This window comes from Vibrio sp. A8-1 (assembly GCF_013048685.1).
Lineage (GTDB): Bacteria > Pseudomonadota > Gammaproteobacteria > Enterobacterales > Vibrionaceae > Vibrio > Vibrio metschnikovii.
The window spans coordinates 171,389-189,077 of sequence record NZ_VHTC01000003.1 but is presented as its reverse complement, the minus strand read 5'-3'; the positions used below and the strand labels follow the sequence as shown (position 1 = coordinate 189,077).

At 45.8% G+C, this 17,689-nt stretch carries 11 protein-coding genes; 5 read left to right on the top strand and 6 right to left on the bottom strand.

The genetic code is table 11. The features are described from left to right. Positions 1-77: 77 nt before the first annotated feature. Complete coding sequence (locus FKN93_RS02880; RefSeq protein ID WP_154170864.1) at positions 78-1,448, top strand: DEAD/DEAH box helicase; 1,371 nt, start codon at positions 78-80, stop codon at positions 1,446-1,448. Between the two features lie 131 nt (positions 1,449-1,579). Further along, positions 1,580-2,710, top strand: a complete 1,131-nt coding sequence (locus tag FKN93_RS02875; protein WP_158137141.1) for a conjugal transfer protein TraF — start codon at positions 1,580-1,582, stop codon at positions 2,708-2,710. 65 nt (positions 2,711-2,775) lie between these two features. On the opposite strand, the gene FKN93_RS02870 is transcribed toward FKN93_RS02875, so the two are convergent. Next, on the bottom strand, positions 2,776-5,310 hold the full coding sequence (locus FKN93_RS02870; protein WP_170904434.1) for a zinc-dependent metalloprotease: 2,535 nt from the start codon (positions 5,308-5,310) through the stop codon (positions 2,776-2,778). Between the two features lie 442 nt (positions 5,311-5,752). Further along, the gene (locus FKN93_RS02865; protein WP_170904433.1) at positions 5,753-6,961 is read right to left on the bottom strand and encodes a NupC/NupG family nucleoside CNT transporter; all 1,209 of its coding nucleotides are present in this window, start codon (positions 6,959-6,961) and stop codon (positions 5,753-5,755) included. A gap of 926 nt (positions 6,962-7,887) precedes the next feature. On the opposite strand from FKN93_RS02865, the gene astA reads away from it, so the two are divergent. The 3 genes from astA to FKN93_RS02850 all read left to right on the top strand — a co-directional run bounded on the left by astA (position 7,888) and on the right by FKN93_RS02850 (position 12,765). Further along, the gene (gene astA / locus FKN93_RS02860; RefSeq protein ID WP_170904432.1) at positions 7,888-8,931 is read left to right on the top strand and encodes an arginine N-succinyltransferase; all 1,044 of its coding nucleotides are present in this window, start codon (positions 7,888-7,890) and stop codon (positions 8,929-8,931) included. 39 nt (positions 8,932-8,970) lie between these two features. After that, positions 8,971-10,314 (top strand): N-succinylarginine dihydrolase, encoded by a 1,344-nt coding sequence (gene astB / locus FKN93_RS02855; protein ID WP_170904431.1) that lies wholly within the window; start codon positions 8,971-8,973, stop codon positions 10,312-10,314. Positions 10,315-10,623: 309 nt separating this feature from the next. Next, a complete protein-coding gene (locus FKN93_RS02850; protein ID WP_158137137.1) occupies positions 10,624-12,765 on the top strand; it encodes a GGDEF domain-containing protein in 2,142 nt (713 codons plus the stop codon). A gap of 38 nt (positions 12,766-12,803) precedes the next feature. On the opposite strand, the gene FKN93_RS02845 is transcribed toward FKN93_RS02850, so the two are convergent. From FKN93_RS02845 to FKN93_RS02830, 4 genes are read right to left on the bottom strand one after another with little or no spacing between them, the layout of a single operon-like run. Further along, positions 12,804-14,447 (bottom strand): BatD family protein, encoded by a 1,644-nt coding sequence (locus FKN93_RS02845; RefSeq protein WP_158137136.1) that lies wholly within the window; start codon positions 14,445-14,447, stop codon positions 12,804-12,806. Continuing rightward, positions 14,447-16,255 carry a VWA domain-containing protein gene (locus FKN93_RS02840; RefSeq protein WP_170904430.1) on the bottom strand — a complete coding sequence of 603 codons (1,809 nt, stop codon included), beginning with the start codon at positions 16,253-16,255 and terminating at the stop codon, positions 14,447-14,449. Before FKN93_RS02840 ends, FKN93_RS02845 begins: the two co-directional genes overlap by 1 nt. Beyond that, the gene (locus tag FKN93_RS02835; RefSeq protein ID WP_170904429.1) at positions 16,248-17,216 is read right to left on the bottom strand and encodes a VWA domain-containing protein; all 969 of its coding nucleotides are present in this window, start codon (positions 17,214-17,216) and stop codon (positions 16,248-16,250) included. Before FKN93_RS02835 ends, FKN93_RS02840 begins: the two co-directional genes overlap by 8 nt. Beyond that, the gene (locus FKN93_RS02830) at positions 17,203-17,688 is read right to left on the bottom strand and encodes a DUF4381 domain-containing protein (RefSeq protein WP_154170870.1); all 486 of its coding nucleotides are present in this window, start codon (positions 17,686-17,688) and stop codon (positions 17,203-17,205) included. Before FKN93_RS02830 ends, FKN93_RS02835 begins: the two co-directional genes overlap by 14 nt. Between the last annotated feature and the right edge of the window lies 1 nt (position 17,689).

The window sequence follows — 17,689 nt, the reverse complement described above, 5'->3', positions numbered from 1 at the left end:
AATAGTAAAGGCCTCAAAATGGCGGACTTTGCGCGGCGGTGCCGCGTTGTTTATTTTATTACTATTGAGAATCATATATGGGTTTTACCTCGCTCGGTCTTTCTGCACCAATCCTTAAAGCTATTGAAGAGAAAGGGTATAACACGCCTTCGCCTATCCAAGTGCAGGCCATTCCTGCGGTATTAGAGGGCAAGGATGTCATGGCAGCAGCTCAGACTGGCACAGGAAAAACAGCTGGCTTTACATTGCCTATTTTGGAGCTTTTATCAAAGGGTCCAAAGGTTCGCGCCAATCAGGTGCGCGCTTTAATTCTTACCCCAACACGTGAGCTGGCTGCGCAAATTCAAGAAAGTATTCTAGTCTACGGTCGTTATCTGCCATTAAGCAGTGCCGTCGTCTTTGGTGGAGTGAAAGTTAACCCACAAATGCAGCGGATGTGTAAAGGGGCGGATATTTTAGTGGCTACCCCAGGTCGATTGATGGATCTGTATAACCAAAATGCGGTCAAGTTTGATCAACTGGAAATCTTGGTCTTGGATGAAGCGGATCGCATGTTAGACATGGGCTTTATTCGTGATATTCGTAAGATACTGAAACTATTGCCAGAAAAGCGTCAGAACTTATTGTTTTCGGCAACATTTTCGACCGAGATTCGAGAGCTTGCTAAAGGCTTAGTTAATAATCCGGTTGAGATTTCAGTCAGCCCTGCCAATTCAACAGCAAGAACTGTTGAGCAATGTATTTATCCGGCTGACGTGAAAAAGAAACCAGCCATGTTGGTTAAGTTGGTCAAAGAGGGTAATTGGCAACAAGTGTTGGTGTTTATGCGGACTAAACATGGTGCGAACCGTTTAGCGACCTATTTAAATGAGCAAGGATTAACCGCGGCGGCAATCCACGGTAATAAAAGCCAAGGCGCACGTACTCGAGCGTTAGCTGACTTTAAAGCGGGCGATATACGTATTTTGGTCGCTACCGATATTGCTGCGCGTGGCATTGATATCCCTCAATTGCCACAAGTGGTCAATTTTGAGTTGCCTAAAGTCGCTGAAGACTATGTCCATCGTATCGGCCGAACTGGCCGCGCTGGAGAAGTGGGTAAAGCGATCTCATTTGTGTGTGAATTGGAAGCACCGGAGTTATTTGCGATTGAACGTTTAATTCAAACGGTATTACCTCGAATGAGTTTGGCCGGTTTTGAGCCCACTAATGTTGTCCCTGAATCGAAGTTAGATGGTCGTCCGCTTAAACCTAAAAAGCCCAAAAAAGTGAAGAAGCCGACAGCGACTCAGCAAAATACGGGTCATCGTGGTCAAACGTCCGGTGAGGGACGCCCTGCGAACAAATCCAATCCTAATTCAGCGAAAAAGAGTCCGTCACATCGTACTCGTCGCCCATCATCAGCAGTCAAGACGCCGGTCGTTAAATCTGCTCCTCGATCTGCTTAAATCCGATTGATGAAAGTCGCGCACTGCACTTTATGGAGTGCGCGATTTAAAAAATGACGGTTATTTAGCGATTTAGCCTTTAGTGTATTAACCTTAGTGATGAGTGTTTTCACGTAAAAGGTGATAAGGATATGCAAAAATACACACAACTGGCAGTGGTGCTTGGGGCGTTTTTTTCTGGTTCTGCGTTAGCGGCGAATGCTGTCGCTGATGCGCGAGGGAATGCAATGGGTAATACTGGGGTGACCACCTCTGATTATCTATTAGCGCCGTTTTATAACCCAGCGTTAACCGCGGTTTATCGTAGTCGAGATGATTTTGGCGTGCTATTACCCGCCGTCGGTATTAACCTGCGCGATAGCGATGATAATTTATCGACGATTGATGATTTACAAGATGTGATCAAAGCGTTTGAAGCTGGTGATACTTCACAAGCAACGCAAGATCGATTGAATCGTTATTTAGATGACTTAAATAACAATAAACCTTTTGCGGTGTCGGGTGGTTTAGGTGTTGCGGTTGCCATTCCGATGAACCGAGTTTCATTAAACTTTTTTGCGCGCGGCTATGTTGAGATCCTCGCGAAAGCGCAGATCAGTGATGATGCCGATCCGGTCAATCGCTATCAAGACTCTAGTGTTGATCTCATGGCCTTTGGTTATTCCGAATACGGGCTTGCAGTGGCGAAAATGGTGCAGTATCGCGGCCATCAATGGGCTATCGGTGTGGCGCCGAAAATCCAACAACTCAAGACTTATCAACAGAGCTTAAGTGTTAAAGAATTTGATTTAGATGATTATGATCAGAGTGAAACCAGTGACAGCGCTTTTAACCTCGATTTAGGTGTCGTGTGGTTAAAAGATAACTATCGCGCAGGTGTGGCGGTAAAAGATCTGTTTAGTCAAAAAATCACGACATTTAATGGCATCAATCAATACAAATTGGATACTCAAGTTACCGTCTCGGGTGGTTATGTAACGGATGCTTTCACCGCTGCTGTGGATTTAGATCTCACCAAACAATCTCGTTTTGACGGCAAAGGGGATGATACTCAGTTTTTACGCTTTGGTATTGAAGGTAATGCATGGCGCTGGGCACAACTACGTGCTGGCTATGAGATTGATTTAGAAAGTAATCTTGATAATGCTATTACCGCGGGTATTGGTTTTAGTCCGTTTGATGTGGTGCGTTTTGATTTAGCCGGGAACTACGCTGGTAAACATCAGATGGGGGTAGCGGCTAACCTTTCGCTGACTTTTTAATCCGCCGCTTTGAAATGTATAACCGCTTCAGGTCTACTCGACTTTTGAAGCGGTTTTTTTAATGATTATTTCAGAGCTCTATCGATCATCTGATTAATAAACTGATAATGATTTTTCACTTCATCGCTCACATGTCTTGAGAGACGCATTTTACGAATCGCGTGGAGTTGAGCTAAAGCCTCAGAGCGAGTCACAAAATCGTGCTCACTTTCATTCTCTTTATCAAGATTTGCGATCACAATCAGGCGTTGTACATAACTGACCTGCAGCATTTGACTGATGCTGTTGACTTGTCTGGCATCGACAAAAATAGCGTTAGTTAATTCACTGAGCATCTGATTCACACTGTATTGATTACCATACAATCGACTATCGCTGAGACGCATCGTGACGTTAGGATGCAATAGATGATCGAGGATCATTTGCTGCATAGCAAAAAGGCGTTGGTGAGGCTTCGGATCCTCATTGATACCGTATCGAGCAAACCCGCGTCGTTGAGGCTGCATATAATTGAGTAGCGGCATCATTTCTTGTAAGACATCGGGGGCAAAGACATAGTTGGCTAAAGTACGCATTGCGCGCTGTTGGTCGGCAAGCGCAACCGGAGTGAATGGTTTGACTTGTGGATCTTGTCCAACCACCGCTCGCTCAACATAAATACCACCGATATAGCGCGAAACAACATTGGCTTGATTGAGATAGTGATTAAAGAGCACATTAGCGCTAATCAACAGTTGTTGATGGGATTGACCAGGTACGCGCGCCGTTTGCAATAATTGAGGGTAGGTGTGCTTAATCAGCTCAAAACGTTGTGTCGCATAGGTGATAGGGTCCGAGCTGTGTGCGCCAATCATTGCCCGAGGGTCGATGTGGACGCCAGGAAAACGCATGTCATCTGCATCGTTAGCAAATGCCAATTCAGGCTGATGGGAACGCTGTAAAATACGTTCTAGGCGTTGTGACTCTTGTTCAGGGTCTGCAAGTGCGGGAGAGTAACCATATTCAATCGCCCAGATATCGTAAGGCCCAGGTAAGTAACTGTAATAATCACCTTGCGGTTTACCTACGGGGGCTAAGTTAATCGGTGCGTAATCCATTACCGACCCCGACAATACCCCTTTAGTGAGCGACTTATCGTGAATTTGTTCATTATCCCATAAAGAATGAGACTTCATATTATGATTCAGCCCCAAGGTATGCCCGATTTCGTGCATCACTAAATGGCGTAATCCTTGCTGTAAACGTTCATTGTCGGCAAAGGCTTCTCCGGTCGGCAAACCATAAGTTGCTCTTGCCATCATTAACCCTTGCTGTAGAGAATGGGCGGCAGAGCAATGCACTGGTTGTCCGTTAATGATATGAGTGTGCGTTTGCTGAGTGGGAGTCACAGGCGCGAACACTTGCTCGGTTAACCAAACATTAGACAGAAAAATATGCTCTAGCATGATGTTTGCGGCAATAATTTCACCGGTTAAAGGGTTCGCCAGCGAAGGACCATAACCACCAAACAGAGGTTGAGGAGAAGAGGTCCAGCGTAGCACGTTATAATTAATATCTCCCGCTTCCCACTCGGCATCATCCGGTTGCTCTTTGACGACCAGTGCATTTTTAAATCCTGCAGCTTCAAAGGCGATATTCCATCCTTCTACTCCTTGACGAATCGCTTCTCGCCATTCATGAGGTGTCGTATTTTCTATCCACCACACAATGGGTTCTACGGGTTCTGAGAGATCTTGCTCTGGGTGTTTTTTCTCCAAGTGCCAGCGATTAATCACATCACCATAAGGTGCCCAACTGCTATCGGTCATCCGATCAAACGATTGAGTAAAGTAGCCAATCCGTGCGTCATCGGCGCGCGGTTGATAGTCATTCTCAGGCAGTGCAATCAATGAATGTTGGAGACGGATTTGCGTGATCCGCGCATCGGCTTGAGCCGTAGAGCTCTCTTGTGGCTCATTGTTTAAGAATACATAGTCGATCACCACGTCGACATTACGCGGATAGACACGCTCTGCGCTAAAACGCGAGCGATGTTCAAGCAGCTCTCCCATCATGAACCCTGATCCTGATGAACGTCTGTCGAGAGTTGGCGTCAGTTTATGCAGTGCATCACCGATGAATAATCGATCCGCGCTGAGTAGGATTTGTCCTTCTTCTTCGGCAATGATTGGTAGGGTTGCCAGTGTCGCTTGACTAATATTCGCGTTGGCTGCGCGGGAAAGAGGGTTATTGGGGTCAAATTGAAAACGAGGATTCAACGCAACGATATCAATTCTATCGAAATAACGGCGAAATTCGATGACGCGAGTTTCACGAAAGTTGCCCCGAAAATGTCCTGCTTCAACAATACCATCCAGACTTTGGGCGAGATAAATCATTGGCTGGTTGAGCTGTGATTCATTGATGGCAAATAACGTTTCACCGGTAGTTTGGTCGCGATAAAAAGTAAGGAAACCTTCTTTATGACTCATGGTTTCAACAATACTGCTGTAACTCATGGAATCATCGGTAGTAGGCTCTTCAGCCCATAGCGGTGAGGAGCTTAATAGTGCTCCAGCGAGTAGCGCGGTGACTAAACGTTGACGAGAATGCATTATCATGCGGTAACGGTCCTTTATTATTGGAGGATATACCCTTCCTATTGGAGACGGTAGCGGTGTTTGCCGTGTGCCTTTACCCTAATCACCGAGTGATTTGCGTATAGGGAATGACTAGACTGGCTAACTACCTGCAACGTCAAGTCGATAGACGCACAGGCAACCACACACTTCAAACCTAGCTCATTGAATAGTCGCGAGTATTGAGCTTGGCTATCAGACCATTATGCAACAATAAAGTTTATTTATGGAGAGTAGAAAAGAGTAAATCATGAGGTTCCCGATGCAATAGCTGGCAAAACCCAGTGGGTAATCCAGTCGATCATTGAGCGTAGAAGGGGGAAGATTAGATAAGATCTCACTTGCTCTCAAAGGGGGGCGATTAAAAAATAAATGGGAGAGATAAGATAATGAAGAAGGGCAAAGCCCTTCTTCATCAAGAGATTTACAGTGAAATAAACAAACCAGCCAAACAAGCACTCATTAGGTTAGCAAGAGTGCCAGCAATCACGGCTTTCAGGCCTAAATTAGCCACTTCTGCTCGACGTTCTGGTGCCATAACCCCAATCGAACCAAGCTGAATCGCGATCGAACCAATATTGGCAAAGCCACATAAAGCAAAGGTAATCACCACTTGGCTGTACTCAGACAGTGCATCTTTATGTTGGATAAAATCAATAAAGGCCACAAACTCATTCATGATCACTTTTTGACCGATGTAAGAGCCCGCTTGAATCATTTCATGGGCCGGGATGCCGAGTATCCAAGCCAGTGGTGCAAATAGATAGCCAAGTAAGAGCTGTAAAGTGATGCCTTGTAAACCAAACAGCTCAGCAAAGCTCTCTAACCCAGTATTGACCATCGCGATCACGCTGACAAAAGCGATAAGCATGGTTCCGACCGCGACCGCCACCTTCATGCCATTCATTGCGCCGCTTGCGAGAGCATCAATGACATTACTTTGTTCGCTACCATCAATGTGTACATCGGTCTGATCGCACGGTTTTCCTGCTTCAGGGACGATGATTTTCGCCATGAGCAAGCTACCTGGCGCCGCCATAAAGCTAGCGGCAATCAGATATTTTAGCTCAATACCGAGCCCTGCATAGCCTCCGAGCACACTACCCGCTACAGAAGCCATACCGCCAGTCATCACCGCAAATAGTTCTGAGCGGGTTAATTTAGGCAAAAAGGGACGTACTAATAGCGGCGATTCACCTTGTGACAAGAAAATGTTGCCTGTAGCGACTAAAGACTCGGCTTTGCTGGTGCCTAAAAAGCGCTGGATCCCGCCGCCTAACCAAGCGATGACTTTTTGCATAATGCCTAAATAGTACAGCGCAGAGATCAGCGCGCTAAAAAAGATAATGATCGGCAAAACACGAATTGCAAAGATAAACCCAATATTGGCTAAATCACCAAATAAGAAGGCGATGCCTACATCAGCAAAGCCTAACAGACTTGCAACCCCTTGACTGAGCGCACCAAGGGCGGCTTGTCCCCAAGGAAAGTACAAGACCAGTGCAGCAAAGCTGACTTGCAGTAATAGCGCCCGTGAAACCGTTTTCCAATTAATAATCGCGCGTTTCTCAGAGAGCAGATACGCCAAAGCGAGCAAGACCAGCATGCCCAATAAGCTAAAAATAATTGTCATAATTTTTTTCGATGTCGTGAATGAATGGAAAGAGAGTGGGTGTCATGTTTATAAAAGGCGGGAACAGGCTACGGCACTGGCTAGCAGTGTAGGAGGGAAGTAATGACCTAAGCGGTCGCCGTTGTCTGTTCATAAAGCACCTTTACAAGCAAAGTTAACGAGCTGGTCCTATCCTAGGGTCGTTCACTATTCCATATGACGGCTTGTATTGGTGAGTTCGGATGCACACCGAGCGCGGAGTATAGCGGTACAAAAAGAGATTTTCATCACATTTATTCAATTAATGGATGCGCAGTTTCGATTCTTTCACCCATTAAGCTAAGTAATCGGTTGCTTTGAACATTCCCTGCCATATTTTTATTGGGTCATCATTTCATGATATTTCTATATAAAAGCGTTATCTCTGAAATAACGCCTTGCTAAGCAAAATAATCAATGAAGAGAGTAACGAATATGTAGCATGGCTATGCATTAATAATGATTAAATTTTCTTTTTCCAACGTTCGATTTGTATTCATCGTAGAGTAATTATTGAACCAATAGATTTAGATAGAGGAGGGGAAATAAGTATAAATAGCTTAAATCATTGTCGTTATTTATCGAGATAATGTATTTACTTTTCAGTCTATTAAGTTAATTTTTGTCTTGTATATGGTTGGTTTTTTGTTAAAAGTGTTGATATTTTTCTTTATTTGAATTTACTATGTAAACACGACAAAGTTAATCAATGTTTAGCAATAACCACCAAGTTTTAAATAAATAGTAGCACTTTTGGATAATAATCCTTACTTGTTAGCATAACGTGTCAAAAATAATGCATTTTTAGTGATGAGTAGACAGTAAGAATTATTTGTGTGGCTATTTTGCATGGTTATGTTCTTCGCTTACGAACAAGAACATCGCCCATCACAACAAGGATTCAAGTTATGATGCTTATTCGCCCAGTGACTAGGGATGACAAACTCGCATTGCTAGCCTTAGCTAAAAAAACCGGAGTGGGATTCACTTCGTTACCTCATCATGAACAGCGTTTAGCGCAGCGAATTGAAAGAATGCTGGCGACTTGGCAAGGAGAAGCGCCGCTGCATGATCAAGGTTATCTGTTTGTCTTGGAAGAGACAGAAACTCAGCAAGTGGTTGGTGTGAGTGGTTTAGAAGTGGCGATTGGTTTAAATGAACCGTGGTACGATTTTCGGGTTGGGACTTTGGTGCATGCCTCCAAAGAGCTGGATGTTTATAACCAAATGCCGACCTTATTTTTAAGTAATGATCATACGGGATGCAGTGAGCTGTGCACACTCTTTCTCGATCCTGATTTTCGATTAGGTAAACATGGCCATTTATTATCGAAAAGCCGGCTGCTGTTTATGGCCAGTTTCCGAGAACATTTCACTGATAAATTGATTGCTGAGATGCGAGGCGTCTCTGATGATAGTGGCCATTCACCGTTCTGGGAAAGCCTCGGCCGACGATTCTTTTCGATTGATTTTAGCCAAGCGGATCATTTAACGGGGATTGGCCAAAAGGCATTCATTGCCGAATTAATGCCAAAACATCCTCTGTATGTCGATTTTTTATCGGAGCCTGCTCAGCAAGTGATTGCTAAGGTGCACCCTAACACTGAGCCTGCGCGTAAAATTCTTGAAGATGAAGGGATGCGTTATGAAGGCTACATCGATATTTTCGATGCCGGCCCGACTCTGGAAGCGTACATTGATGACTTACGCATGGTTCGTGATAGTGAGTTATGTGAGGTATTGATCAGTGACTCGCCACCACAAGGGGAGGCTACATGGTTGATTGGTAATCTTAATTATCACCATTATCGAGCGATGATCAGTAATGCGCAATACGTTGATCAGCAAATCTCGCTGACGGCTGAGCAAGCGGATCAATTACAAGTACAGCAAGGTGATAAAGTCAGAATTGCCCCATTATTTGCGCAGCCGCGCGTGACCGCGAGTTGTTAATTTCCTCTTTTAAAATCAATAATAATAAGGACGTTGTCTATGTCAGCTTATGAAGTGAATTTTGATGGTCTGGTTGGGCTTACTCATAATTACGCAGGACTGTCGTTTGGTAATGTTGCGTCAACTTCAAATAAAAATGCGGCTTCTAATCCACAGCTAGCTGCGCTGCAAGGGCTCAGCAAGATGAAAGCACTTCATGATATGGGGTTTGTACAGGGCATATTACCTCCCCAAGAACGCCCTTGTATGGCGACTTTGCGTGAATTGGGTTTTAGTGGACGCGATGAGCAAATACTGGCTAAAGTTGCCAAGCAAGCTCCGCAGCTTTTAGCCAACGTAAGCTCCGCTTCATCGATGTGGGTCGCTAATGCTGCGACGGTTTCTCCTTCGGCAGATACAGCTGATAACAAAGTTCACTTTACGGTTGCTAATCTGAATAATAAATTTCATCGTTCAATTGAAGCCACGACAACCCGCCGAGCACTGCAAGCGGTATTTTCTTCTGCTGAGCATTTTGTCCACCATGCTGCGCTGCCTCAGCAAGCTCTTTTCGGTGATGAAGGGGCGGCAAATCATAATCGGTTATGCCGTGATTATACTGCGCCTGGAGTTGAGCTGTTTGTGTATGGTCGTCAAGCATGGGGAGGAGCCGTTGAACCACAGCGTTTTCCTGCTCGACAAACTCGTGAAGCGAGTGAAGCAGTGGCACGGTTGCATCAATTAAACGCTGCGCAGCGAGTGTTTATCCAGCAAAATCCAGCGGTGATCGACCAAGGGGTTTTTCATAATGATGTGATTGCGGTTAGCAATGGACCGGTATTGTTCCATCATCAGCAAGCGTTTCTCGATCAAGCGCGTGCTTTTGCTGAGCTAGAGCAAAAACTGAATGCTTTAGACAGCCCATTTATCCCGATTGAAGTTCCGACCGAGTTAGTTGCGGTGCAAGATGCGGTAGACAGTTACTTGTTTAACAGCCAGCTATTAACCAAAGCCAATGGCAAAATGCTGATTGTCGTTCCTGAAGAGTCTCGTCAAAACCCGCGAGTGTGGGCGTATCTGCAGCAATTGATCACCAGCGGTGGACCGATTGATGAAGTTAAGGTGTTTGATCTGCGCGAAAGTATGTGTAACGGCGGTGGTCCGGCTTGTTTGCGTTTGCGTGTTGTTCTCAATGCATCAGAGCTTAAAGCCACTAACTCCCGATGCTTAATGGATGATCAACGTTTTGAAACGCTCAATCAATGGGTGAAAAAGCATTATCGCGATCGATTACTTGAAGCGGATTTGGCTGATCCGCAATTATTAATAGAGAATCGAACCGCACTTGATGAGCTAACTCAGATCATGGGCCTCGGGTCGTTATATCCATTTCAGCAAGCCTAATACATTGAATCCGTAGAGCAGAGGTGAGTTCTCTGTTCATCGGCAATAATATTTGGTCATCCGGATCATTTTCCGCGTTAAGCGTTAATCTTGTCTGTGAAAATTCTCACTACTGAGAATTTTCACAATTAATGACTGTGTTTTCCCGCTAAAATGGAAACAACCTCTCAAAAATGCAGCTCATCTCTAAGATACATAAACCCTTTTAGCCAATTTGCGGCGCGGTTAACAGAGACTATGGGATTCGATTGAGTAACGCTGCTGGATTCTCTAATTTGACGCTAGGCACACTCTATTTAGGCCATGGTCATGTTCTCTCGTACCCTAGCAAAACAGCTCTCGACTTGCAGTAGTCATCGTATGTTGACTGAGGTTATCTTTCCCTTTTTACGCCAGATACTTTTACCTCAGGCGATGCACATCTTCCATGCACCTTCTCATCCTTATCAGGCAAAGAGTATTTTTACAGTAGGGCAACCGCTATCAGTGGCTCAGTATCCAGAGACGTTTTGGTTGTGGGCCGCCCAATTTGATTGTGCCGATAATCTGATCCCGCTTGCGACCAATACTTGCAACTGGGATTATCAGCAGGACATCCCATCAGAAGCGTATTTATTTACCCTCGATAACCACAGCGATAAACGGACCTATTTATTGTTTGAGGGAGTCTGTGAGCAGCGAGTGAGTCAGTTATTGGCGACCGGGGGGCTTGAATGCTTACCGCTGATAGCGGCTCGTTGGCAGTGTATCCGCGCCGAAACGGACGCTGCGCAAGAGTTTAAGCTTCGTGATAGCCGTGAGGCTAAGTATCGCGATGAGTTAACGCAGCGCGAAATTTTTATTGATAACATGAAACTGGTGCATCAGTTGGCTCTTACCTTATCAAATCCGAGCAACTTGGATGAGTTGCATCGTGCATCGGTTGAAGCGGTGCGCGATAAGCTGGGGTTTGATCGAGTGGCTTTATTTTTATTAGACATCAAAAAACGCTGTTTTAGCGGCACTTATGGGACGGATGAGCAAGGACGAACGATAAGTGAGCATCATACTCAGTTCGATTTACATCAGTTAGAGCCACGATATATCGAAGCGATCGCCGACGGAAACTCAACGTTGGTGATCATCGATGATGCGCCGTTGTATACCGCAGGTGAGGTGATCGGGCAGGGATGGAACGGTATGCTATTGCTGCGTGATGGTGAAGAAGTGTTTGGTTGGATAGCGATGGACAACTATTTTCGTCGTCAACCCATCGGTGATTATCAACGCCAGATGCTCGGTTCTTTTGCTTCGTTATTGGCGCAAATTTATATTCGTAAACGGCAGGAACAAAACATGCGCATGTTACATGCAAGCATGGTCGAATTATCGCGTTGTTTGACGGTGAGTGAAGTGTGTAAAACGGCGGTAGCCTTTGCGATTAAGCGCATGGGTATCGATCGCATGGCAGTATTTTTGACCGATGAACAGTGCGGTTATTTGCAGGGGACTTGGGGAACTGATATTCAAGGGAATATCGTCGATGAGGGTTATTTTCGTAGCTCTGCGATTGATAATGAAATCGTCCTTTTAGCCAAACAAGCACCAAATGAGGTGGTGTTCAAAGAGTCGGTGCCCATCTATCACGACAGTCAAATTGTTGGATTTGGTTGGACGGCGATGACGATGTTAACTGATAACGATAAACCATTGGCGTTTATTTCAGCTGATAACCTGATCCGCCGCTCTCCGTTAACGTCTCAGTTACGAGAAGTGATCCGCATGTTCGCCTCGAATTTAACCGAAGTCTTGATGCGTGCTAAAGCTCAGCAAGCGATCAATGAATTGAATGAAAACCTAGAGCGTGAAATCTATAACCGTACCCGAGAGCTACAAAAAGCCAATGAGAAGCTGGATTTGCTGGCCAAAATGGATCCACTGACGCGTTTAGGCAATCGGCGTATGTTAACCCATTTGTTAGAACAAACCTGTGAGCAATATGCGGCTAAGCCGGTTGATTATGGGGTTATTTTGCTCGATATTGACCACTTTGGCTTATTTAATAACTATTATGGGCATCTTGAGGGAGACATCGCGTTAATGCGGATTGGTAAAGTGCTCAGTCAACATACTCAGTCTGCTGGAGAGCAATTTTGCCGGATCGGCGGTGAAGAGTTTGTCTTGCTACTGACTAGGCATAATGCTCAGCAAGTCGCCGCGTTAGCCGAAACGATTCGCTGTGCGGTCGAGCAAGAGAATATTCCACATCACACTAGCCCTGTTTCTTCATGTTTAACGGTCTCGATTGGTTACTCTGTTGCCCGTTTTACGCCGAGTGAAATTCAATTTGAGCGTATGTACGCTGAAGCTGATAAAGCGCTTTATCAAGCAAAGCATCAAGGACGCAATACCGTGGTTGGGGCCGAATTGACCCCAACTACGCCTGACTCGTTTGAACACCTCTCCTCTTAATATCAAAGTCGGTATTCTCAGTCTTAACGTATCTAATCCTATAATTTCGCTAAGGGGTGCTGAGTTTTGGCTGCCCGCTTTAGCGCTTCTTGCTGAAGACGTTTTATCAGCGTGTTAAGAGCTTGGTAGTCACACGTTTGGCTGTTTAGTGAAAATTTATTTTCATGCAGTGTATTCAGGGTTTGCCGTACTTGCTCTCGCTCTGCATGAGTCAATGGACTTTCATTTAACCAGCGTGAGAGTGCATGGTTAATCATCATCGCATCTTGAGTGGTTAAGGCATTCTGTAGCTGTTGCCAAGTGGAGCCAGGCTGAATGTTGGTTGTTTCTTGTTCATTCAATCGGGTATGTTTTCGATATAAACGCCAATACAATCCGAGCGTGACTAGCCAGAAAGTCGCCAATAAGGCGGCCAGATACGGCCATAATCCTGCCTCTTTAACAACTATTGTTTGAGCAGACACTGCTGTCGTATGGTTCGGATCAGAGGGCGAGATAGCATTGATTGGCTGAGTCGCCGAAACATCAAGGGATAAGCCTTTCGCTTGGCTTAATTGGGCCTGTTTAGTGTGGCTATTCCACCAATGAATATTGATATCAGGTAGTTGGATTTCACCACTTCGCCGTGGGATCAACACCTGTTTGAGTTGCATCAGTGTATTTCCGTTATCTAAAGTGGTGAATTGTGGCTTTTGCTCGTAAACGCTAATCGAATCAGGATAACTCAGAGCAAGAGTGGGCAGTTGCTCTGCAGAGAGCCCAGCCACTTGCAGGGTAATATCTCGGGTTAGAGCATCTCCCACTTCGAGATGATAAACGCTATCGGTGATTGGCGCGCCTTGGCTATTTGTCCAATGATCGGTGAGCGTTAACTGTGAGGTTGGTAGCCATGCCCCTTGGTAGTCACTCGGCTGTGGTTCAACCACTAATGAATACGTGTTGGGTTCAGTGTTGAGGGGAATAATGCGCGCGCCACCATGTAACGTATTTCCTAAAAGGTATGAGCCTTGAAAACGAGGTTCAACTAAATGATATTCCCCTGCTTGAATCGCTGTTAAGCGATACTGCTGCTCAATAATGGTCGCTTCTATCCCTGCGATCACCGTCTGATATTGTTGAGTTTCACCAATCTGACCAATAGTCATCCCATCTACGGACGGTGGTGTGATGTGGGTGTTTTGTAAGCGGCGGCGATCCGCTTTGATGGTAAGGCGAGTTGTTAAAACGGTACTTTCTGCTGGATACAGAGTATCCCGTGACAAGGTACTCTGTAGTTGAACGAGTTCATCCATCTGTGGTGCTTGTTCATCAACGCTGACTTGTATCGAGATGGGATCGGTACGTTGGCCGTTAAGCTCAAAGCTTGGGATAGTTAAGATCCCTAAGCGATTGGCTGCTAGCGATAATGTCCATTCGCTGCGCTGGCTACGTTGATTGTTAATGATATTGACTGAAGACACAAAGCTTGGGCGGCTGGTAAAAAAGTCCTCTTCTAGATGACTAAAATCAATCGCTTCTGCGTTGGCCGGTTGTTCACTGACAAGACGCAGCTGAAAGACCTCGTTTTGGACGACTTTATTTTTGCTGACCGTAGCATAAAACGATGCACTATAAGCCGAGAGGCTGATGCTAGTGAGCAATATCATTAGCCAAAATGAAAAGTGGAGTCGTAACAATTTCATCACCATGGATTACCTTGATTTTGGGGAGTTGATTTCTCTTGAGCTTGTAAATACAGCTGGGCACGTAATAAGCGACTCGGATCGCGAGCACTTTCGACTTGCTCTAAACGGCGCAGTAGCGGATCGCTTTCTTGTGTGCTAGCTGGGGTTTGATCCACCGTTGGCTCATGGGGCAAATCTGGTTCTAATGTATTCGGCTCGGTCGGTGTTGCTGCTGAGTCAGATGTCTTTTCATCCGCATGTAACGTATCTGTATTGGACGAAGCAGAAGGCTCTGCATTCGGGCTGTTATCTTGGGGTGATTCTGATTGTGTTGACGAATGTGAGTCATCACCGTTTTGGGGCGAGTTTTTCTCTTTCTCAGAGTTCGGATTGGCTTCGTTGGTCGGTGACGAATCTGCTTGCGACGAAGCATCGTCAGCGTCAGACTCTTGTTGCTGTTGCTGTTGCTGTTGCTGTTGCTGTTGCTGTTCAAGCGCTTGCTTTACCACCGTTAAATTATGCAGCGCATCAGTGTGCTGCGGATTATTGGCGAGTATATGCTGATAACGTTGTAGTGCTTCGGTCAGCTCACCAGCTTGGGCGAAAGCATTGGCTAGATTGTATTGTACTTGCTCGCTGGGATTCTTGATTTGACTAAGCACGTCAATCGCACCTTGATAATCTCCGGCTTGATAGCGCGCAACACCTTGCCATTCTGGTTGAGAAAATAACTGTGCTGCGGTTTGATAATCACCTTGTTGATAAGCCTGCAGCGCTTGCTGATTTTGATTTAGCCATGCAGAGGCGTGTGCAGGTGAAACGGTTAAGCCACTACTCAGTGTTAGTAACGCTACCCAAATATAGCCACGTCTAAATAGTAATGCGGCTGGTAAAATGAGCAATAAAATCAACCAATAGCCGTGGTTTATTGGAATGGAGAGCTGAGCGGCTTGTGTGGATAATGAAGCCTGATACTGAGATTGAGTGGCACTTAATAGACGCATGATATCTTGATCGTCCCCTCGATAAGCAACGAATAAGCCTTGTACTTCGTTAGCTAAATCTTGCATCAGTGAAAAATTGGTTTTAGCAATGACCGGTTGGCCAGATTGATCGTTGAGCAGTGTGCCATCAGGCATAGCAATGGGTGCCCCACTTTCGGTTCCGATACCGAGCAAGCTTAACTGCCATGGTTTGCCTCGGACTAAAGAAGAGATCGCCGATGCTTCATTGGCGGAAAGGTCGTCGGCGATTAATAGAATATCGCCTTGTTGAAATCCCGCTTGTTGGAGCATCTCAATCGCCAGTGCTACCCCTGCCGCCGCATTGGCTCCCGGTAATGGCATGATACTTGGCGATAAGTTCGGAACTAAGCTCGCAATCGTGGCTGTGTCGGTAGTTAAAGGACTGACAATATAGGCATCCCCAGCGTAGGCGACCAAACCAGTGCTGCCTTCTTGCCAACCGTTGAGTAAATCGAGCACTTTGTAACGAGCTTGAGACAGTCGATTTGGCTTGATATCGGTAGCATACAGCGATCGTGACATGTCCATCACCACGACACGGCCACTCTGCTGGCTATAACTTGGCCGAGGCTGTTTTTCAAAACTAGGTCCTGCTAAAGCAATGAGGGCGATTAGCCAGCACGCACCGAGCCCACCCAAAACCAGTGATTGCCGCTGGCGAACTGCTAACCCTAATGCTTGGGCCAAATGGGGAGCAATAAGAGGTGTGGTTGTGGCATATCGCAAAAGCCAAATAAGCACGAGGCCAACAGGTAGGATCCCGAGTAACCATAGGGGCGAAAGAAACATAAACTCAGACATGATGTCTCCTCAGCATCATCAAAATGATAGAAAGTAACAAACTTAGTGCTAACGGATAGCTGAATATTTCTTTTTGAGGTCGCCACACATGAGTCGCTTGCTGAATCGGTTCAAGTTTATCGATCGTCTGATAAATGGTCTGTAAATCCTGTTTATCACGCGCTCGGAAATACTGTCCCCCCGTCAAATCGGCAATCTTTTGTAATGTTTCTTCATCAAGATCTTCAGCAGTATTAATACGACGCGTCATAAAAAAATCCCTGACCATCATTTCACCTGCACCGACACCCACCGTGTAAATCGTGGTGTGATACTGTTTGGCGATTTGCGCCGCTTCGATAGGGTCAAGTACGCCTGCATTGTTACTGCCATCACTGAGGAGGATCATCACCCGCTGCGGGGCATCACTCTCAATAAAGGTTTTGGTCGCGAGGCCAATACCATCGCCGATGGCAGTTTGAGTGCCAATCAGACGTAAAACGGCTTGATTAAGCTGTTGAGCGACGGTAGTTCTATCGAGAGTGAGCGGTGTTTGTAAATAGGCGTGATCCGCAAAAAAAATTAGTCCGAGACGATCGCCTTGCCGCTGAGCGATAAAGTCACTAAGTACCTGTTTGACCGCCGTGAGACGATCGATATAGTCATCGCCCATCTGCATGTCTTTTTGATTCATAGAATAAGACAAGTCGACCACCAACATCATGTCTCTATGAGGCTGAGAGTGTGTAATGGGTTCACCATACCAAACAGGGCGCGCAGCCGCTGCGACGAGGCTTATCCAAAGTGTTAGCACCAAACCTTTCATCAGCCATTGCTGTGGTTGGTGGTTATCACTGGACGGAGGAAGATAAGCGAGAGGTACTGCAGTAGTGGGTGGTTGCGGCGGTAAAAAAAAGTACACCAGCAGTGGCAGTGGCAGTAACGCCCACAGCCACCACCATACAAATTCAACGTTTGCCAAGGTTTCGTAAACTCCTCTTTGTTGGGGGCAACGCTTTATCTATCCACAAGTAGCAATCCGCAACCAAACGCTCCGGATGCTCGATGGGTTGTTTTTGATATAAGGCTTGTTGCCATAACGCGAGATTTGGCACAAAGAGTGGTTGCCCCAATTGGTTATCTAAAAAAACGTACCAGTCATGGCCCGTGAGGTGAGCAATATCTTCACGCGGGAAATAACACAGCGCGGCTTGTCTCAGCAATTCAATCGCAGAAGAGGGGGTTTGATAACCCGCAGGCATACCGAGTAAGCGTAATGCGGTTTTCTTCGGAGCGAGACGCTTACGTTTCCAGTGAATCAAAAAGGCAACCAGCAAGATAACGCTAACAGCGGCTGCCGCGCTTACCCACCATCCCCACGCTAATGGCCACCAAGAGGGCAAAGCAGGAAGATGAAGAGCATTAAGGTCGAGTAGTGATGAGGCTGCCTGCATT

Bases quoted from the DNA above. Each gene is read 5' to 3' on its own strand.
- FKN93_RS02840 (WP_170904430.1), bottom strand. From the start codon at position 16,255: ATGTCTGAGTTTATGTTTCTTTCGCCCCTATGGTTACTCGGGATCCTA.
- FKN93_RS02875 (WP_158137141.1), top strand. From the start codon at position 1,580: ATGCAAAAATACACACAACTGGCAGTGGTGCTTGGGGCGTTTTTTTCT.
- FKN93_RS02850 (WP_158137137.1), top strand. From the start codon at position 10,624: ATGTTCTCTCGTACCCTAGCAAAACAGCTCTCGACTTGCAGTAGTCAT.
- FKN93_RS02870 (WP_170904434.1), bottom strand. From the start codon at position 5,310: ATGATAATGCATTCTCGTCAACGTTTAGTCACCGCGCTACTCGCTGGA.
- FKN93_RS02880 (WP_154170864.1), top strand. From the start codon at position 78: ATGGGTTTTACCTCGCTCGGTCTTTCTGCACCAATCCTTAAAGCTATT.
- astB (WP_170904431.1), top strand. From the start codon at position 8,971: ATGTCAGCTTATGAAGTGAATTTTGATGGTCTGGTTGGGCTTACTCAT.
- FKN93_RS02830 (WP_154170870.1), bottom strand. From the start codon at position 17,688: ATGCAGGCAGCCTCATCACTACTCGACCTTAATGCTCTTCATCTTCCT.
- FKN93_RS02865 (WP_170904433.1), bottom strand. From the start codon at position 6,961: ATGACAATTATTTTTAGCTTATTGGGCATGCTGGTCTTGCTCGCTTTG.
- astA (WP_170904432.1), top strand. From the start codon at position 7,888: ATGATGCTTATTCGCCCAGTGACTAGGGATGACAAACTCGCATTGCTA.
- FKN93_RS02845 (WP_158137136.1), bottom strand. From the start codon at position 14,447: ATGAAATTGTTACGACTCCACTTTTCATTTTGGCTAATGATATTGCTC.